This window comes from Sphaerochaeta halotolerans, from assembly GCF_003429665.1.
In the GTDB taxonomy this organism is placed as follows: Bacteria; Spirochaetota; Spirochaetia; order Sphaerochaetales; family Sphaerochaetaceae; genus Sphaerochaeta; species Sphaerochaeta halotolerans.
The window spans coordinates 64,377-78,909 of sequence record NZ_QUWK01000001.1; the positions used below are offsets into that span (position 1 = coordinate 64,377).

At 46.1% G+C, this 14,533-nt stretch carries 12 protein-coding genes; 3 read left to right on the forward strand and 9 right to left on the reverse strand.

Annotation, left to right across the window (positions count from 1 at the left end):
• Positions 1-24: 24 nt before the first annotated feature.
• Positions 25-1,233: an FprA family A-type flavoprotein gene (locus DYP60_RS00310; RefSeq protein ID WP_117328876.1), complete on the reverse strand. Its 1,209-nt coding sequence runs from the start codon at positions 1,231-1,233 to the stop codon at positions 25-27.
• Between the two features lie 59 nt (positions 1,234-1,292).
• Complete coding sequence (locus DYP60_RS00315; RefSeq protein WP_117328877.1) at positions 1,293-1,985, reverse strand: M48 family metallopeptidase; 693 nt, start codon at positions 1,983-1,985, stop codon at positions 1,293-1,295.
• Between the two features lie 18 nt (positions 1,986-2,003).
• Between DYP60_RS00315 and DYP60_RS00320 the strand changes: the two genes are divergently transcribed.
• A complete protein-coding gene (locus DYP60_RS00320; RefSeq protein WP_133299256.1) occupies positions 2,004-2,432 on the forward strand; it encodes a hypothetical protein in 429 nt (142 codons plus the stop codon).
• Here the strand turns inward: DYP60_RS00320 and DYP60_RS00325 are convergent.
• On the reverse strand, positions 2,429-3,373 hold the full coding sequence (locus DYP60_RS00325) for a LysO family transporter (protein WP_117328879.1): 945 nt from the start codon (positions 3,371-3,373) through the stop codon (positions 2,429-2,431). The two genes, DYP60_RS00320 and DYP60_RS00325, sit on opposite strands and share 4 nt — an antisense overlap.
• Before the next feature lie 79 nt (positions 3,374-3,452).
• Between DYP60_RS00325 and DYP60_RS00330 the strand changes: the two genes are divergently transcribed.
• Positions 3,453-4,649, forward strand: coding sequence for a TraB/GumN family protein (locus tag DYP60_RS00330; protein ID WP_117329104.1), 1,197 nt, complete (start codon positions 3,453-3,455; stop codon positions 4,647-4,649).
• Positions 4,650-4,751: 102 nt separating this feature from the next.
• On the opposite strand, the gene radA is transcribed toward DYP60_RS00330, so the two are convergent.
• The 4 genes from radA to DYP60_RS00350 are packed head-to-tail and all read right to left on the reverse strand — an operon-like array spanning position 4,752 to position 8,804.
• The gene (radA, locus tag DYP60_RS00335; RefSeq protein ID WP_117328880.1) at positions 4,752-6,104 is read right to left on the reverse strand and encodes a DNA repair protein RadA; all 1,353 of its coding nucleotides are present in this window, start codon (positions 6,102-6,104) and stop codon (positions 4,752-4,754) included.
• 25 nt (positions 6,105-6,129) lie between these two features.
• Entirely contained in the window at positions 6,130-7,080 is a 951-nt protein-coding gene (locus DYP60_RS14595) for a BamJ family beta-barrel-assembly machinery protein (RefSeq protein ID WP_117328881.1), read from the reverse strand.
• A 19-nt stretch (positions 7,081-7,099) separates the two neighbouring features.
• Positions 7,100-8,053 carry a ParB/RepB/Spo0J family partition protein gene (locus DYP60_RS00345; RefSeq protein WP_117328882.1) on the reverse strand — a complete coding sequence of 318 codons (954 nt, stop codon included), beginning with the start codon at positions 8,051-8,053 and terminating at the stop codon, positions 7,100-7,102.
• The gene (locus DYP60_RS00350) at positions 8,034-8,804 is read right to left on the reverse strand and encodes a ParA family protein (protein ID WP_117328883.1); all 771 of its coding nucleotides are present in this window, start codon (positions 8,802-8,804) and stop codon (positions 8,034-8,036) included. Before DYP60_RS00350 ends, DYP60_RS00345 begins: the two co-directional genes overlap by 20 nt.
• Positions 8,805-8,912: 108 nt before the next feature.
• Between DYP60_RS00350 and DYP60_RS00355 the strand changes: the two genes are divergently transcribed.
• Positions 8,913-9,143, forward strand: coding sequence for a NifU family protein (locus DYP60_RS00355; protein WP_117328884.1), 231 nt, complete (start codon positions 8,913-8,915; stop codon positions 9,141-9,143).
• Between the two features lie 727 nt (positions 9,144-9,870).
• Here DYP60_RS00355 and gyrA read toward each other — a convergent pair.
• On the reverse strand, positions 9,871-12,423 hold the full coding sequence (gyrA, locus tag DYP60_RS00360) for a DNA topoisomerase (ATP-hydrolyzing) subunit A (RefSeq protein ID WP_117328885.1): 2,553 nt from the start codon (positions 12,421-12,423) through the stop codon (positions 9,871-9,873).
• A gap of 15 nt (positions 12,424-12,438) precedes the next feature.
• Positions 12,439-14,472 carry a DNA topoisomerase (ATP-hydrolyzing) subunit B gene (gene gyrB, locus DYP60_RS00365; RefSeq protein WP_117328886.1) on the reverse strand — a complete coding sequence of 678 codons (2,034 nt, stop codon included), beginning with the start codon at positions 14,470-14,472 and terminating at the stop codon, positions 12,439-12,441.
• Positions 14,473-14,533 lie beyond the last annotated feature (61 nt).

The window sequence follows — 14,533 nt, forward strand, 5'->3', positions numbered from 1 at the left end:
CCTTGGTCTTTGTACTTAGTACTATCAGCCATTGATGTCCTTGGCCAAGGCTTTTGCCAAGTCATAGGCTTTCTGTTTGTCCTCCTCACTGGGAGATCCTTGGTATTCAACAACACCTCTGTAGTCCAACTTCATAGCAGTTACGAACTCATCAAACTGCTTCTCTGCACCACCAGACCATCCAAATGATCCAAAGCGGAGCGTTTTCCTTCCTTGTACATGGCTCCGCTCAAGTATATCCAAAACATGGTACATCGGGGGAAACATCTTGTATTCGTAGGTAGGCATACCGATGACCAAGCCCTCACTTCTCCACACCTTCTCCAAAACAAAGGACTCATGGGTTTGGGGAACCCTAAGGACATGGACAGGAATTCCCTCACTCTTCAGGCCATCAACAATCGAGGAGAGCAATGCCTGGGTGTTTCCGTACATGCTCGACCAGACCACGGTTACCTCCTTTTCCCTGGGGCCTTGCATGTAGGAGGCAAGGGTCCTGTACCGCTCGATAATCTTCTCAGGCTCAGACCGCCAGACTACTCCATGGCTCGGAGCTACCATCTTGATGGAAAGCCCATCAAGCTTGGCGATTCCCTTGATCACGAAGGGCGAGAAGGAAGAGACAATGTTTGCATAGTATCGCTCTGTTTCACTTGCAAGCTTCTCCTTCTCTTCAGCGCTCAACTCATCATCAAAGCAATACTCATAGCGACCGAATGAACCAAAGGCATCACAGCTGAAGAGGATTTCATCCTCCTCCAGGAAGGTCATCATGGTCTCTGGCCAGTGAATGTTCGGTGTCATGAAAAATTTTAGGGTCTTGCCGCCAAGATCCAAGGTTTCCCCATCACTGACGGCCCTGACATTCTTCTCAATCTTATAAAAATGCTTTATCAGGGGAACAGCTTTTGCACTACAGAGAATTTCGACATTAGGGTAGTGATTGACGATTTCTACCATTGCTCCGGTGTGATCTGGTTCCATATGGTTGATGATGATATAGTCCAGATCCCCCTCTCCCAGGGAAAGACTCTCCAGCTGATCACCAACAGCTTCCAGTGCACCATCCCAATCCTTGACCAGGTCGACCAACACACGTTTCTCGCTGCCTTCCACAACATAGGAGTTGAGCATCACTCCGTCGGGGATAGGCCATATTCCTTCAAATAGGTTCCGACTGCCAATCTTCGCGGCTACTCGGTAAACACCATCTGCAAGCACATCAGGTTTCATAGTATCGTATCTCCTCTTCTTACAAAGATACGCAATTATACCAGATTTTTAAATCAAAGTCAGAGCTGGGTCTCCTGCTGCAAGGAAAAAATGGACCGTTGGACCTGTTTATAGTCACTCATGTAATGAAATAACAGGGAATGGAACTCTTTTGAGTGATTGAAATGCACCAGATGTGCCATTTCATGAAGAACCAGATACGAGAGTTGTGTATCATTCAAGGCTTGGCATCGTAAGGAAAAACTCAACCTGCCTTTTGCTGAACAACTGCCCCATCGAATTTTTGAGTCGCGTACAGAAAAGGGAGGCGGCGGGACCTGCAGGTGCTCTGCCCAATAAGAAATCAAGGGAGCAAGCCTCTTGCATGCTTCTTCCCGATAGAGTTCCTTGATCAGGTGGCAGACACTCAGTGGGGCTACGACCTGGCCAGGGTAGGTCACGACAAGAAATGGACCCTGTAGACGGATTCCATGGTGTATACCCCTCTCCAAGCGAAGGGTATAGGGCGTACCATCGTACAAGAAGGTGTCCCCACTCTCATAGGTATGCATTGCCTGTTGTTGTTTTACAATAGTATGGAGCAGTTTCTCTTTATTGCTGATAATTACCCGCTCTACCGCAGCTTTTGATATTCCGTAGGGAGCGCTTACCTTCACCTTCCCGTCTGCCTTTACCCGAACTGTTATATGCCGACTCCCTCTCCTGTAGAGGAGGGTGTAGTATATGTTTTCTACTTTACCGTCTGTTTTCATTCTGCTACAGTATCTCCCATGCAACAGAGCAAGTCCATGATTTTACACCTTAACCAGGCAATTCCCTACCAAACAGCTCCATTCTCTGCTTCTAATGCAGAGGATGCGTATCAAAAGATGCTCACCCATCTCGAAGCACAACCGGTGGGCAGTGAAGGGTGTCTTGCCCTCTCTTCCACTCTTGCCTTACTCTTTGCCGGGGTACAGGGCAGCCCTGATGAGGCAACGCGAAAAGCTGTCGAGCAAGGGCTTCCCATTCCCAAGGTGGATGCCCCTTTCTATCTGGAGGAAGGAAGCTATGATTTCCAACAACTTGCTCCCCCTTCGTCCATCGCCTCTCTCTCTTCATCTATACCCAATCTCTTTGATGGACCACCTGTAATCTATCTAAGACTTCTGAAGGAAAATCCTCTTGCTATCATCGCTCAGATCTGGACACACCGTTAGAAGAAGAGTGGAATGAGAAGTGGTGCAACCAAACTCATGATCACACCGTGGTAGATTGATCCCACCATGGTCCGCATCCCAAAGTGTGAAGAGAGCAGGACCAAGGTGACATCCATGCTGGTTGCCCCTGCCGTACAGACCGCTGGGTAGTAATACCGCTTTCCTAACCTTCCAAACAGGGGAATGAGGAAAAATGAGACGCTCTCCCTCATGAGATTGGACAAGAACGAAATGGAACCAAGGACAGGATACCCCAAATCAGTGATGAGGATACCTGAAAGCGAGTACCACCCAAAGCCACTCAGCATTCCTATGACTTGAGAGAGTGTATAAGGAGTGAACAGGAATACTCCGAGTGCCCCAACATAGGTACCGAGTATGGTGTAGAGTGGGAGAAAGAATATGCTCTTGTCAGCAAACACCCCTTTGAAACGAATCTTTCGGTGGACCATGCCCATACCGACGAAGAACAACAGTACATAGAGCAGGTAGGTAACCAGAGAGCTCTCAAACCAGGAAAAGGCATCCGTACCCAACCGCAAGAGCAACCCCAAGATCACGATTGAGACCAAGATCAAGGGTTCCTTGATGATGTCATACAGCCTCCTGATGAAACTTTGCTCCTTTCTTTTTGCTATGGCAATATGTTCAGACCGAAGGGACGGTGTCAAGATGAAGGAAAAGAGCAAAGAAACAAGAATAGTACCAGCTACAGCGAAAAACGTAATAAGCAGAGCTGTAATTCCAATGGTCCTGAACTGGGAGGTAATTCCATCGATGCCCCCAGTGTTTACCCCCATGAAAAAAAGAAGAAGCCATACCAAGCACGTTTGCGCATAAGCAGAGACACGGGTGAACCGTTCCTTGCCCAAAAGCTGTGCGGAACCCATTCCAAGAACCAAAGCAAGGGCGAGTTTCGCCAGATACCAAAGTGTTTCCATGTGGACAAACAGTATATCAATCGCACATGCCTGTCAAATTCCCTTGTTTCTCTGCCCTTCCTTCAGTATAGTTGACTGCATGACTGATGAAAAAATGAGTGATACCTTCCACCGACTCACACTCAACGATGGAAAGGAAATCCTCCTTGTGGGGACCGCCCATGTCTCCAAAGAGAGTGTTGATGAAGTAGCTCAGATCATTGAAAGTGAGCAACCTGACCATATCTGCCTTGAGCTTGATGATGGCCGGATGAAGAACCGGCAAGATCAAGATGCTTGGTCAAAGATGGATATCAAGAAAGTCCTTAGGGAAAACAAGGGCTTTCTCTTATTGGCAAATATGGCCCTCTCATCCTTCCAGAAGCGAATGGGAGACCAATCGGGAAGCGCACCTGGGGAAGAAATTCTTGGCGCAGCCAGGCTGGCCAAGGAGAAAAATATTCCCTATTCACTCTGTGACAGGGAAATCCAGGTCACGTTCAGCAGGGCATGGAGAAAGTCAAATCTTTGGAACAAGGCAAAACTCATTGCCACCATCATCAGTGCTGCGTTCAGTAAAGAAAAGATTTCTGAAGAAGAACTGGAGTCCTTGAAAAAAGCCGATGTCATGCAAGGCATGATGGACGAGATGGCCAAGGAACTCCCCTCAGTCAAGGAAGTGCTCATTGATGAGCGTGACCGATATCTGGCAACCAGCATCTTTCTCTCCCCTGGAGAAAAAAAGCTTGCCGTTATTGGGGCAGGTCACCAAACGGGGATCATCAAGACAATCAAGGCAATTGAAGAAGGAAGCATTGGTACAGACCTCTCAGATATCAGTACCGCTCCAAAGGGGGGCAAGTCCGGCAAGATAATTTCCTGGGGCTTTCCCATCCTCATTGTAGGATTCCTCTTGTACGGGTTCTTCAACCTCGGCCAGAGCGAAGGAATCAAAATGTTTGGCTACTGGTTGGCAGTGAATATGAGCTTCACCGCCATTGGGGCAATTCTCGCTCTTGCCCATCCGCTCAATATATTGGTGAGTATTTTGGCAGCCCCCCTAACAAGCCTTCATCCAGGGATTGGAGTGGGAATGGTGAGTGGATTGATGGAAGCTACGCTCAGAAAACCAAAGGTCCGGGACTTTGAACAACTGGGAGATGATGCAACCTCCTTCAAGGGGTGGTATCGCAACCGAGTATTACACACCCTTCTTGTGTTCCTCTACACAAGCCTAGGGACATCCATTGGGAATGTGGTCATTTTCCCCATTCTCTTGAGTATGCTTGGTTCATAAGGAAAACTAACAAACATATTGAAAGAGGTCGTGTCATCAGATACGGCCTTTTCTGTGGTGTGTTATTGTTTTACTTATTTGTTAGGATTGCTAACTTTATCATCATTTCAACGAATTCACGAGTTCCAGCGCTTCTTTCACCGTAGAACACACATGTTGCACAAGCGGAGAACGGGTACCTACTTTGGGGACCATTGAACGCTTGAAACCCAGCTCCTTGGCAGCTTTCTCCCTCTTGTCCGGAAAGCCAACACTCCTCACTTCTCCAGCAAGACTAAGCTCTCCAAAGCTGATGAGAGCCTTGGGAAGGCTCTTGTTGGTAAGGGCAGACCAAAGGGCAAGGGCCAAGGGTAATTCAATGGATACTTCATTGAGTTTCATGCCACCTGCTACATTGACATAGATATCCTGATCACTGAGATGCAATCCTGCATGTCGCTCCAAAATGGCTGCAACCCTGGTCACACGAGCAGTATCGATTCGGTCTGAATAGATACGGGTAAAACCATTTTTTGCACTAGTTGTAAGTGCCTGGATTTCAACAAGAAAGGTTCGAGATCCCTCGATAACCGGGGTATAGGATATTCCAGGAGGAATGTCCTTTGTGAGCCTATCGGTTATAAAGAAAGAAGACGGGTTGGCTACTGGGCTAAGCCCCTTCTCATGCATGCTGAAAATACCAATTTCATCGACTGAGCCAAATCGATTTTTTGCTGCACGAATTAATTGAACACCACTGGAAATCTGCTCAAAGTAGATGACGGTATCCACCAGATGCTCAATGACCTTCGGCCCTGCCAAGACCCCTTCCTTCGTCACATGACCGATGAGAAACAGAGAAATTCCCAATTGCTTGCAAAGCCCTACCAAGGTGGTTGAACAAGATCGTATCTGGTTCACGGACCCAGCAGGGGAAGGGATATCCTCACTGGTGAGCGTCTGTAGTGAATCAACTACCACCACATCCGGTTTCTCATCACTCAAGAGACTTACAACCACCTCCACCCTGGTATCACAGAAGATGGATATGGAAGCGAGGTTAAGTTCCAGTCTTTGGGCACGTAACTTCACTTGGCTGGGAGATTCCTCTCCCGAGATGTAGAGTACTTTCCGACCCGTTGAGCACTTCTCAAGTACTTGGAGCATCAAGGTGGACTTGCCGATACCCGGCTCTCCGCCAAGGAGGATGGAGGAGCCTCGCATGACCCCTCCTCCGAGTACCCGGTCAAGTTCACTGATACCTGTTTCATAGCGGAACAACGGATCAACTTCAACCTCATCCAAGCTCACCGGCTTGGTGGCCGTACTGATCACAGCACGTTTTCCATCGGAGGCTTTTCTCACCGCTTCCTCTTCAAAGGTGTTCCAACTTCCGCAGTCCGGACAGCGTCCCAACCATTTCGTCTCTACCCTGCCACACTGGCTACAGACGTAATGAACAGCCTTATCTTTCACAAGTATCTCCTTATTATGTTTATACTTAAAACTTTATCAACTCCACATCGAAAATCAAATAGGAGTTGGGAGGGATTACCCCTGGATATCCCATGGTTCCATATCCGAGCTCAGGGGGAATAATCAGTGTTCGCTGTTCCCCGACTGTCATAGTTTTCAAGGCTTCATTCCATCCTTCAATCACTTGACCGATTGCAAACTGCGCAGGAGTTCCCCGCTGTACTGAGCTATCAAAAATCCTTCCATCAAGCAAGGAACCTGTATAGTGAACCGTTACTGTCTGGCCTTGTTTCGGGCTCTTCGTTCCATTTCCTTCTTTTTTCACTATATACCGAAGACCTGTCTCCGTTACCTTTGCATCAGGCCAACGGTTTTTCAATTCTCTTTCAAGCTTTTCCTGCTCTTTGGCTTCCCGTTTCTTGTTTTTCTCCTCTGCAGCAAGAACATACTGTGTGAAAATCTCACGAGTGACTTTAAACGCCTCAGCATCCTTCCCTACACGTACAACCTCAACACGATTGAGCTTGTCACCTTGCGTAATGGAGTTGACCACATCCTGTCCTTCCACGACATGACCAAAAACGGAATGCTTACCATCCAACCAAGGTGTTGCAACATGCGTTATGAAAAACTGGCTCCCGTTCGTTCCGGGTCCGGCATTAGCCATGGAGAGAACTCCAGGACTCGTATGCTTCAAGGAATCATCGAACTCATCTGGAAACGTATAACCGGGGCCTCCAGTTCCGTTTCCCTTAGGGCAACCCCCCTGGATCATGAAGTTTTCTATAACCCGGTGGAATGTGAGATTATTATAGAAAGGCTTTCCCTCATCGTTCACATTCAAAGTCCCTTCTGCAAGCCCTACAAAATTTGCTGTAGTCATGGGAGCTTTCTCACTTTCGAGAAAAAGAGTGATCTCACCCTTACTGGTATGCAATACGGCATACAAACCGTCCTTTAAATCTTTCTTTTCCATTGTATCTCCTAACTATATCTTATAGTTCGAACAGTCCCTGATTTGGCATCAGCAACTGATAAAGTCGTTCCAATTCTTCACTACTGGTAAAAGGAATCTCAATTTTCCCTTTTTCCAGTGACCCTTTTATTTCCACCTGTGATCCTACTGCATGCAGGAATTTATCCTCGATGGCAATAATTTCGGGTGCCTTGGCCAAACTCTTTTTGGCCCGTTTCTTTTTTGATTGATATGCAGCACGCTTTCCCATATTGAACTGGGAAGCCAACTGTTCCGTTGCTCTTACTGAAAGATCTTTTTCTAACACGGTACGATAGAGAATCTCCCGGTCAGCAGGGTTAACCACTGAAAGGATTGCTCTTGCTTGACCTGCAGTAAATTTCCCATTCAGTAAATCTTGCTGCATGGAAGAACTCAACTGCAATAACCGAATACTATTGCTGATCGTAGATCTATTCTTACCCAATCGTTTGGCCAACTCCTCTTGGGTAATACCAGCTTCTTGAATGAGGTACGCATACGCTTTTGCTTCTTCAATGGGATTAAGATTCTCTCTTTGAATATTTTCAATAAGGGAGACTTCCAGCCGTTGCATCTGAGTAAAATCCTTCACCAACACCGGTATTCGTTCAAGCCCAGCAATTTTTGCGGCACGGAATCTTCTCTCACCCGCTACAATACTATACAATCCAGGGGCAATTTCCTCGACCAAAATCGGTTGCAACACTCCCTCTCTTTTAATTGAAAGGCTCAGCTCTTCCAGAGCTTCTTGGTTAAAATCCTTTCTTGGTTGGTTCGGATTCGCTCTAATCTGCTCAACAGGGACTTCCAAAACACGTTGTCCTTTCTCTACATCCGGGTTGGAAGAAGCAAGACCAAGGGCGGAGTCCAAAACAGAATCGAATGAATAGTCTTGCATCAAGGAGCCTATTCCTTTCCCCAATCCATGTTTTTTATTGGTTTCTTGCGACACGTTTTGTAACCTCCTTAGCTAATACCTTATATGCTTTTGCTCCACTACTTGAACCATCGTAGACAGTTATCGGCAGACCGTGAGAAGGAGCTTCTGCAAGCCGAATATTCCTGGGTATCATTGTCTTGAAGACCAACTGCGGGAAAAAAGAAGATACATCTTCAACTACCTCTTTTGCGAGATTGGTCCGTTTACTGTACATGGTAAAAAGTATTCCCAAGACTTCAAGATCGGGATTGATTGCCTTCTTCATGTTCCCTACTGTTCTCATCAATAGATTCAACCCTTCCATTGCCAAGTACTCACATTGCATGGGAATGATTACTCGCTTTGCCCATGCCATTGCATTTACCGTAACAAGCCCAAGTGAGGGAGGACAATCAGCAAGGATATACTCCCATGACTCCTCCAAGGGCACCAATGCCCGTTTAATAAAAAACTCGCGTTCTTCTTCTTCAACAAGCTCTATATTAAGACCTGCCATGTTAATATTGCTTGGGATAGCATAAAGGTTCTTAACAGGCGTTTGCTGAATTGCTTCTTCGGCAGATAATTTACCTGCTATCACCTCATACATCCCTGGCCGTCTGCCATCAATGGAGGTTGCACTGGTAAGATTACTCTGTGCATCCAAGTCAACCAACAGTACTTTTTTACCCTGTTGAGCTAATGCAGCTCCTAAGTTGACTGCCGAAGTAGTTTTTCCTACTCCGCCTTTTTGGTTCAGAAACAGTATTGTTTGCGCATTCATACTAGTCACTATACGTAATAAATGCATTCATGTCACCTAATAAGGTTGTCAACTTGACCCTTGTTCGCCTCTATAGTATCTTTAGGATACCGTATGGAGGATAATTTCATGATAGAAGATAAAGTCAAAAAGGCAATTGAGGATATTAGGCCTTCTTTGCAAAATGACGGTGGAGATATTGAATTCATCAGTTTGGTTGGCAATGATGTAACTGTTCGTCTTGTTGGCGCATGTGCTGGCTGTCCAATGTCTCAGATGACCCTGAAAGGTGGAGTAGAGCGCTACCTTCGCAACTTTGTTGACCCGAATCTCTCTGTGGTAAATACCCCAGATTTATAATATTCGGAATATCAAACTTGGTACGTTTCACGTGAAACATTCGCGTGAAGCGTATTTTTTTTGTCAATATGCCTGAGTAAACTCAGTTCATGAGAGAACCCATGTTTCACGTGAAACATCATTATATCGCTAATCAATCCTTAATGTTATTTACTAAATCGAATGGACAAGACTGCAAGATGGAATCTTCGCATTTGATGATCGGGACCCTCCCATGGATGTAGCAACGGCACGGGAAGGAGCGAAGATGTCTGTCTAGAAAATACCGCCAATGCTGCAACACCTATCTGTTGTAAGATACCCAAACAACACCACGGCAGCCCCAAGGATTTCCACTCTCAGCTCGGTCCAATCATCAGACATCCCTTCTCAAAAATAGTGAAAAGTGGTCCTTACCTGGATACAACTACTCTCCGTTAGGAGATATAGAGAGCACACCAGATTCAGCTTCAGAGGTTGCTTATGTTCCACGTGAAACATAGATCTACTTATACTATGATTGTAAAGTTGTAGAACCTGTATCTGTTTGGTTGGTTTTTCACCTTTGCATTTCAAATGTTTCCTGAAAACTCAAAAATCGCTAATTCAGAACGCCATTTGCAGGTTTTTATGCTAATGTTTCTATATGACAGTACAGATTTGCTTGGGAATGGGAGCTTTTATTTTGCAAATAAAATGGGCTATTCCCGTAAGAGGAAACAGCCCACAATACTACTTAACAGATGTTTTATTCGTTATCTGAATCGTCAATTACATCCTCTTCAGACTCTTCATCAGCACTATCATCCATTAGCACCTCATCTTCTGGATTTGGGGCTTCTGGGATTTCTACTTCTTCCTCTTCATCTTTCTCAGTAGAAGCAATGGCTACAATGGAGTCGTTTTTCCACTTCATGGATACCACACGAACACCTGCAGCATTTCTTCCTTGAACGGAGATTGCATCACAGTGGACTCTAAGTGTCTGTCCCATCATGGTAACACACACGACATCATTCTCATCGTTCACACTGAGCACACCAACAATGAAAGTAGCCTTGGTTCCTAGGCGGAAGATTTTCTGTCCTTGTGTTCCTCTCCCATGCACATTGAAGCTATCGAAAGTAACCTGCTTGCCTTGTCCATTTTCGGTGATCATAAGAATCCTACGTGAATTATCAACCTTAAGGAGCCCTGCAACCTGGTCATTTCCAATCAGGCGGATACCACGAACACCACGGCTTGCTCTTCCCATAGCACGAACATCGTCCTGCCGGAAACGCAAACCACGGCCATTCTTGGTAATCAACATAACTTCTTCACCTTCCTCAATGAGATCACAGCTGAGTAATTCATCACCTTCATCGAGGAACAGAGCCCTAATACCACGAACCTTTGCATTCACAAAGTTGGACAAGGCTACCTTCTTCACAACACCCTGTCGGGTAGCCATCATCAGGTACTTGTCTTCGCTAAATTCCTTGAATGTAATGATGGAAGTGATTTTCTCAGTAGTCTCCAACTGAAGGATATTTTTGATACTGGTTCCCTTTGCAGTTTTGGTGGCTTCAGGAATCTGGAATCCCTTGATATAATAGGCCTTACCTGCGTTGCTCACAAACATGACGTATTCATGGGTTGAAGCAACAAACATGTGATCGACGAAATCGCCGTCCTGCAGTTTTGTTGTCCTAGTACCCTTGCCTGCGCGTCCGTGGGCGTCGTACTCCTCGACGGGTATCCGCTTTGCAAAGCCCTTGTTGCTGATCAAAACAACAACACTCTCTTCCTTGATGAAATCCTCATCGGTAGCTTGGCCTAGTTCTTCTCGTACAATGTTTGTGAGTCTACGATCTTTGGGTACAAGGGAAGAAGGAAGGGAGCGAACTTCAGATTTGACAACGTCCAGTATCTTCTGGTCATCGCCAAGCAATTCCTGATAATACGCAATCTTCTGTTCAAGTTCACCCAACTCGTCCAATATCTTGGAGGTCTCGAGATGGCTCAAACGACCAAGTTTCATGTCGATGATTGCTTGGGCTTGGACATCGTCCAACCCAAAACGCTGAACAAGACGATTTGCAGCTATCGTATTATCATCTGACTCCTTGATAATTTTAATGACCTCATCAATATTATCCAGACCAATTTTCAAGCCTCTGAGGATGTGAGCACGCTCTTGTGCCTTACGCAAATCATACTTGGTTCTTCTGACTACTACCTCAGTACGATGCTCGATGTAGTAGAGCAACATCTCCTTAAGCGTAAGCAACTGGGGTCTACCTTTCACCAATGCAAGATTGTTTACATTGAAATTTGACTGTAGGGCGGTCCGACTGAACAATTGATTGAGCACGACCATTGGTTCAGAACCCATTTTCAGTTCTACCACGACCCTGATACCATTACGGTCAGACTCATCACGTACCACACTGATCATAGGAATCGCACCATCCTTCCTAAGGTCATCAATCTTCTTCACCAAATCAGCTTTGTTGACCTGATAGGGAATCTCAGTGAACACAATCTGGTCGTGACCACGGTCACTCTCCTCAATCTCGTACACCGAACGCATGACAATCTTGCCTCGCCCGGTGGTAAAGGCATCCTTGATACCCTGTACACCACAGATAATTCCTCCAGAAGGGAAATCAGGTCCCTTGATATGTTCCATCAACTCGTCGATGGTGATATCAGGATTATCAATGACTGCACAGATAGCATCACAGATTTCCTGCAAGTTGTGAGGAGCCATATTGGTGGCCATACCTACTGCAATTCCACTACTCCCGTTTGCCAACAGGAACGGGAATGAGGCAGGAAGCACCAGAGGCTCAGTCATCGAGTCATCATAGTTAGGCCCAAAGTCAACGGTATCTTTCTGGATATCCTGCAGCATTTCCTCACCGATTCGGCTCATCTTAGCCTCGGTATATCGCATTGCTGCGGCAGGATCACCATCAATGGATCCAAAGTTACCCTGGGGATTCACCACCGGGTAGCGCAAGGAGAAATCCTGGGCAAGTCGTACCAAAGCATCATAGACCGATGCATCGCCATGGGGGTGGTACTTACCAAGCACATCACCAACAATACGAGCACATTTCTTATATGAGGAGTTGGCCCTTAGACCCATCTCATACATATCAAAGAGAATTCTTCTGTGGACTGGTTTGAGACCGTCACGTACATCCGGCAGTGCCCTGCTGACAATGACGGACATGGCATAGTTGAGATATGAGGTTCGCATCTCCTTTGCCACGTCTACAACTATCGTCCTATTTTCGTTTACTTCTTCCACGATTCTGTCCTTATACTAGATATCCAAATTCGAAACATAGACGGCATTCGCGTCAATGAAAGCCCTACGTGGCTCTACTTCTTCACCCATGAGCATGCTGAAGACCCTATCAGCTTCCTCTGCATCATCCAGGGAGATCTGACTGATCATACGTGTTTCAGGATTCATGGTTGTTTCCCAAAGCTGGTCGGGATTCATCTCACCAAGACCTTTGTACCGTTGGATACCAACCTTGTTTTCATCTTTCACATTGTTTTCCTGAAGAATCTTGACCCTTGCTTCCTCATCATAGGCATAATAAATCTTCTTCCCTATGGTGATCTTGTACAAAGGAGGCATTGCAAAGTAGATATAGCCAGCTTCGATGAGGGGACGCATGTATCTGAAGAAGAATGTCAGCAGCAATGTCCTGATATGCGATCCATCGACGTCTGCATCTGCCATAATGATGATCTTGTGATATCTCGATTTACTGAGGTCAAACGTTACATCATTATCAAAACCTTCATCCTTTCCCATGTTGTTGTACCGGGTAATACCAGCACCAATGGAGGAAATAACCGGTTGAAGCTTGTCATTTCCCAGTACCTTGAACTCCTGGGCTTTCTCGACATTGAGCATTTTACCCCAAAGTGGAAGGATTGCCTGGAATCTACGGTCACGCCCCTGTTTTGCAGAACCACCTGCTGAGTCACCCTCGACGATGAACACCTCACACTTCGCAGGATCCTTTTCAGAACAATCAGCCAGTTTACCAGGTAGGCCACCACCTTCGCTCTTCTTCCTAATCTGCTCTCGTGCCTTCCGGGCAGCAACTCTTCCAAGGGCTGCGTTGATGATCTTCTGCAGAATTATTTCCGTCTGTGCAGGGAACTCATCGAAATAGTTCCCCAGCTTCTCGTATACCATGGAGAAAACTACACCGGTTACCGCAGAATTGCCCAACTTCATCTTGGTCTGTCCCTCAAACTGGGGCTCAGGAACCTTGACTGAAATAACAGCGGTCAAACCTTCGGATATATCACTCTGTTCGAGTTTTTCCTCATACTTCTTCAAGAGTTTGGGGTTCTTCTGCAACTGAACGTTGATCACCCGGCTCAGTCCGGTTCTAAACCCGGTGAGGTGGGTACCACCTTCACGGGTGTTGATATTGTTGACAAAGGTAAGCACCTTTTCATCGTACTTATCATTGTACTGAAGACCAATCTCTACCTTGATGGAATCCCGTTCCCCTTCAATGGAGATGGGAGGGTCAAACAGGACCCGTTTGAATTCGTTAAGGTAACTTACAAAGTGGGAAATACCACCCTCTGAGTGGAATGTCTGTTCTTTTATCTCATTGCCCCTGCGGTCAGTGAGTGAGATAGAGACACCCTTATTCAGGAAGGAAAGTTCCCTGAAGCGGTTGGCCAATACTTCATAATTGAACGCATTCTGCTCCATGATGGAGTAATCGGGAGAGAATTTCACCACAGTGCCGCTGCGATCGGTATCTCCGATGCGGAGCACTTCAGTCGTGGGCAATCCACAGCTGTAGAGCTGTCGATATACTCCCCCGTCTCGATAGATGGTAACTTCCATCCAGATAGAGAGGGCATTTACACAAGAGACACCCACTCCATGCAAACCACCGGAAACCTTATAGGAGTTCTTGTCAAACTTACCTCCGGCATGCAGTTGGGTAAGTGCAATCTCCAGTGAGCTTTTCTTCTCAGTTGGGTGAGGATCAACAGGAATGCCGCGGCCATTATCCTCTACTGTGCAAACCTCTCTTCCCTTATCATCAATATCGAGAAAAACCCTGATTTCTGAACAGTAACCGGCCATCGCTTCATCAATGCTATTGTCTACCACCTCATATACGAGATGATGCAAACCATCAATACCTGTGGATCCAATGTACATGCCAGGTCGTTTTCGAACAGCCTCAAGACCCTTGAGGACCTGAATACTCCCAGCAGAATAACCATGGGAAACGGAAGCCATCTCTACACCATCAAGGTGCAAGGATGGCTCCAACGTTACGTTGTCAAAGCTCCCTTCACTCATTCGTTATATCCTTATGTAATAATAAAAAAAATACATGTATTAATTCCTACCAAGTATACCA

What these genes read in the sequence shown, in the direction of transcription:
- DYP60_RS00315 (WP_117328877.1), bottom strand. Translation starts at nt 1,985, where the DNA reads ATGAAAACAGACGGTAAAGTAGAAAACATATACTACACCCTCCTCTAC.
- DYP60_RS00330 (WP_117329104.1), top strand. Translation starts at nt 3,453, where the DNA reads ATGACTGATGAAAAAATGAGTGATACCTTCCACCGACTCACACTCAAC.
- DYP60_RS00320 (WP_133299256.1), top strand. Translation starts at nt 2,004, where the DNA reads ATGCAACAGAGCAAGTCCATGATTTTACACCTTAACCAGGCAATTCCC.
- DYP60_RS00325 (WP_117328879.1), bottom strand. Translation starts at nt 3,373, where the DNA reads ATGGAAACACTTTGGTATCTGGCGAAACTCGCCCTTGCTTTGGTTCTT.
- gyrB (WP_117328886.1), bottom strand. Translation starts at nt 14,472, where the DNA reads ATGAGTGAAGGGAGCTTTGACAACGTAACGTTGGAGCCATCCTTGCAC.
- DYP60_RS14595 (WP_117328881.1), bottom strand. Translation starts at nt 7,080, where the DNA reads ATGGAAAAGAAAGATTTAAAGGACGGTTTGTATGCCGTATTGCATACC.
- DYP60_RS00355 (WP_117328884.1), top strand. Translation starts at nt 8,913, where the DNA reads ATGATAGAAGATAAAGTCAAAAAGGCAATTGAGGATATTAGGCCTTCT.
- DYP60_RS00310 (WP_117328876.1), bottom strand. Translation starts at nt 1,233, where the DNA reads ATGAAACCTGATGTGCTTGCAGATGGTGTTTACCGAGTAGCCGCGAAG.
- DYP60_RS00350 (WP_117328883.1), bottom strand. Translation starts at nt 8,804, where the DNA reads ATGAATGCGCAAACAATACTGTTTCTGAACCAAAAAGGCGGAGTAGGA.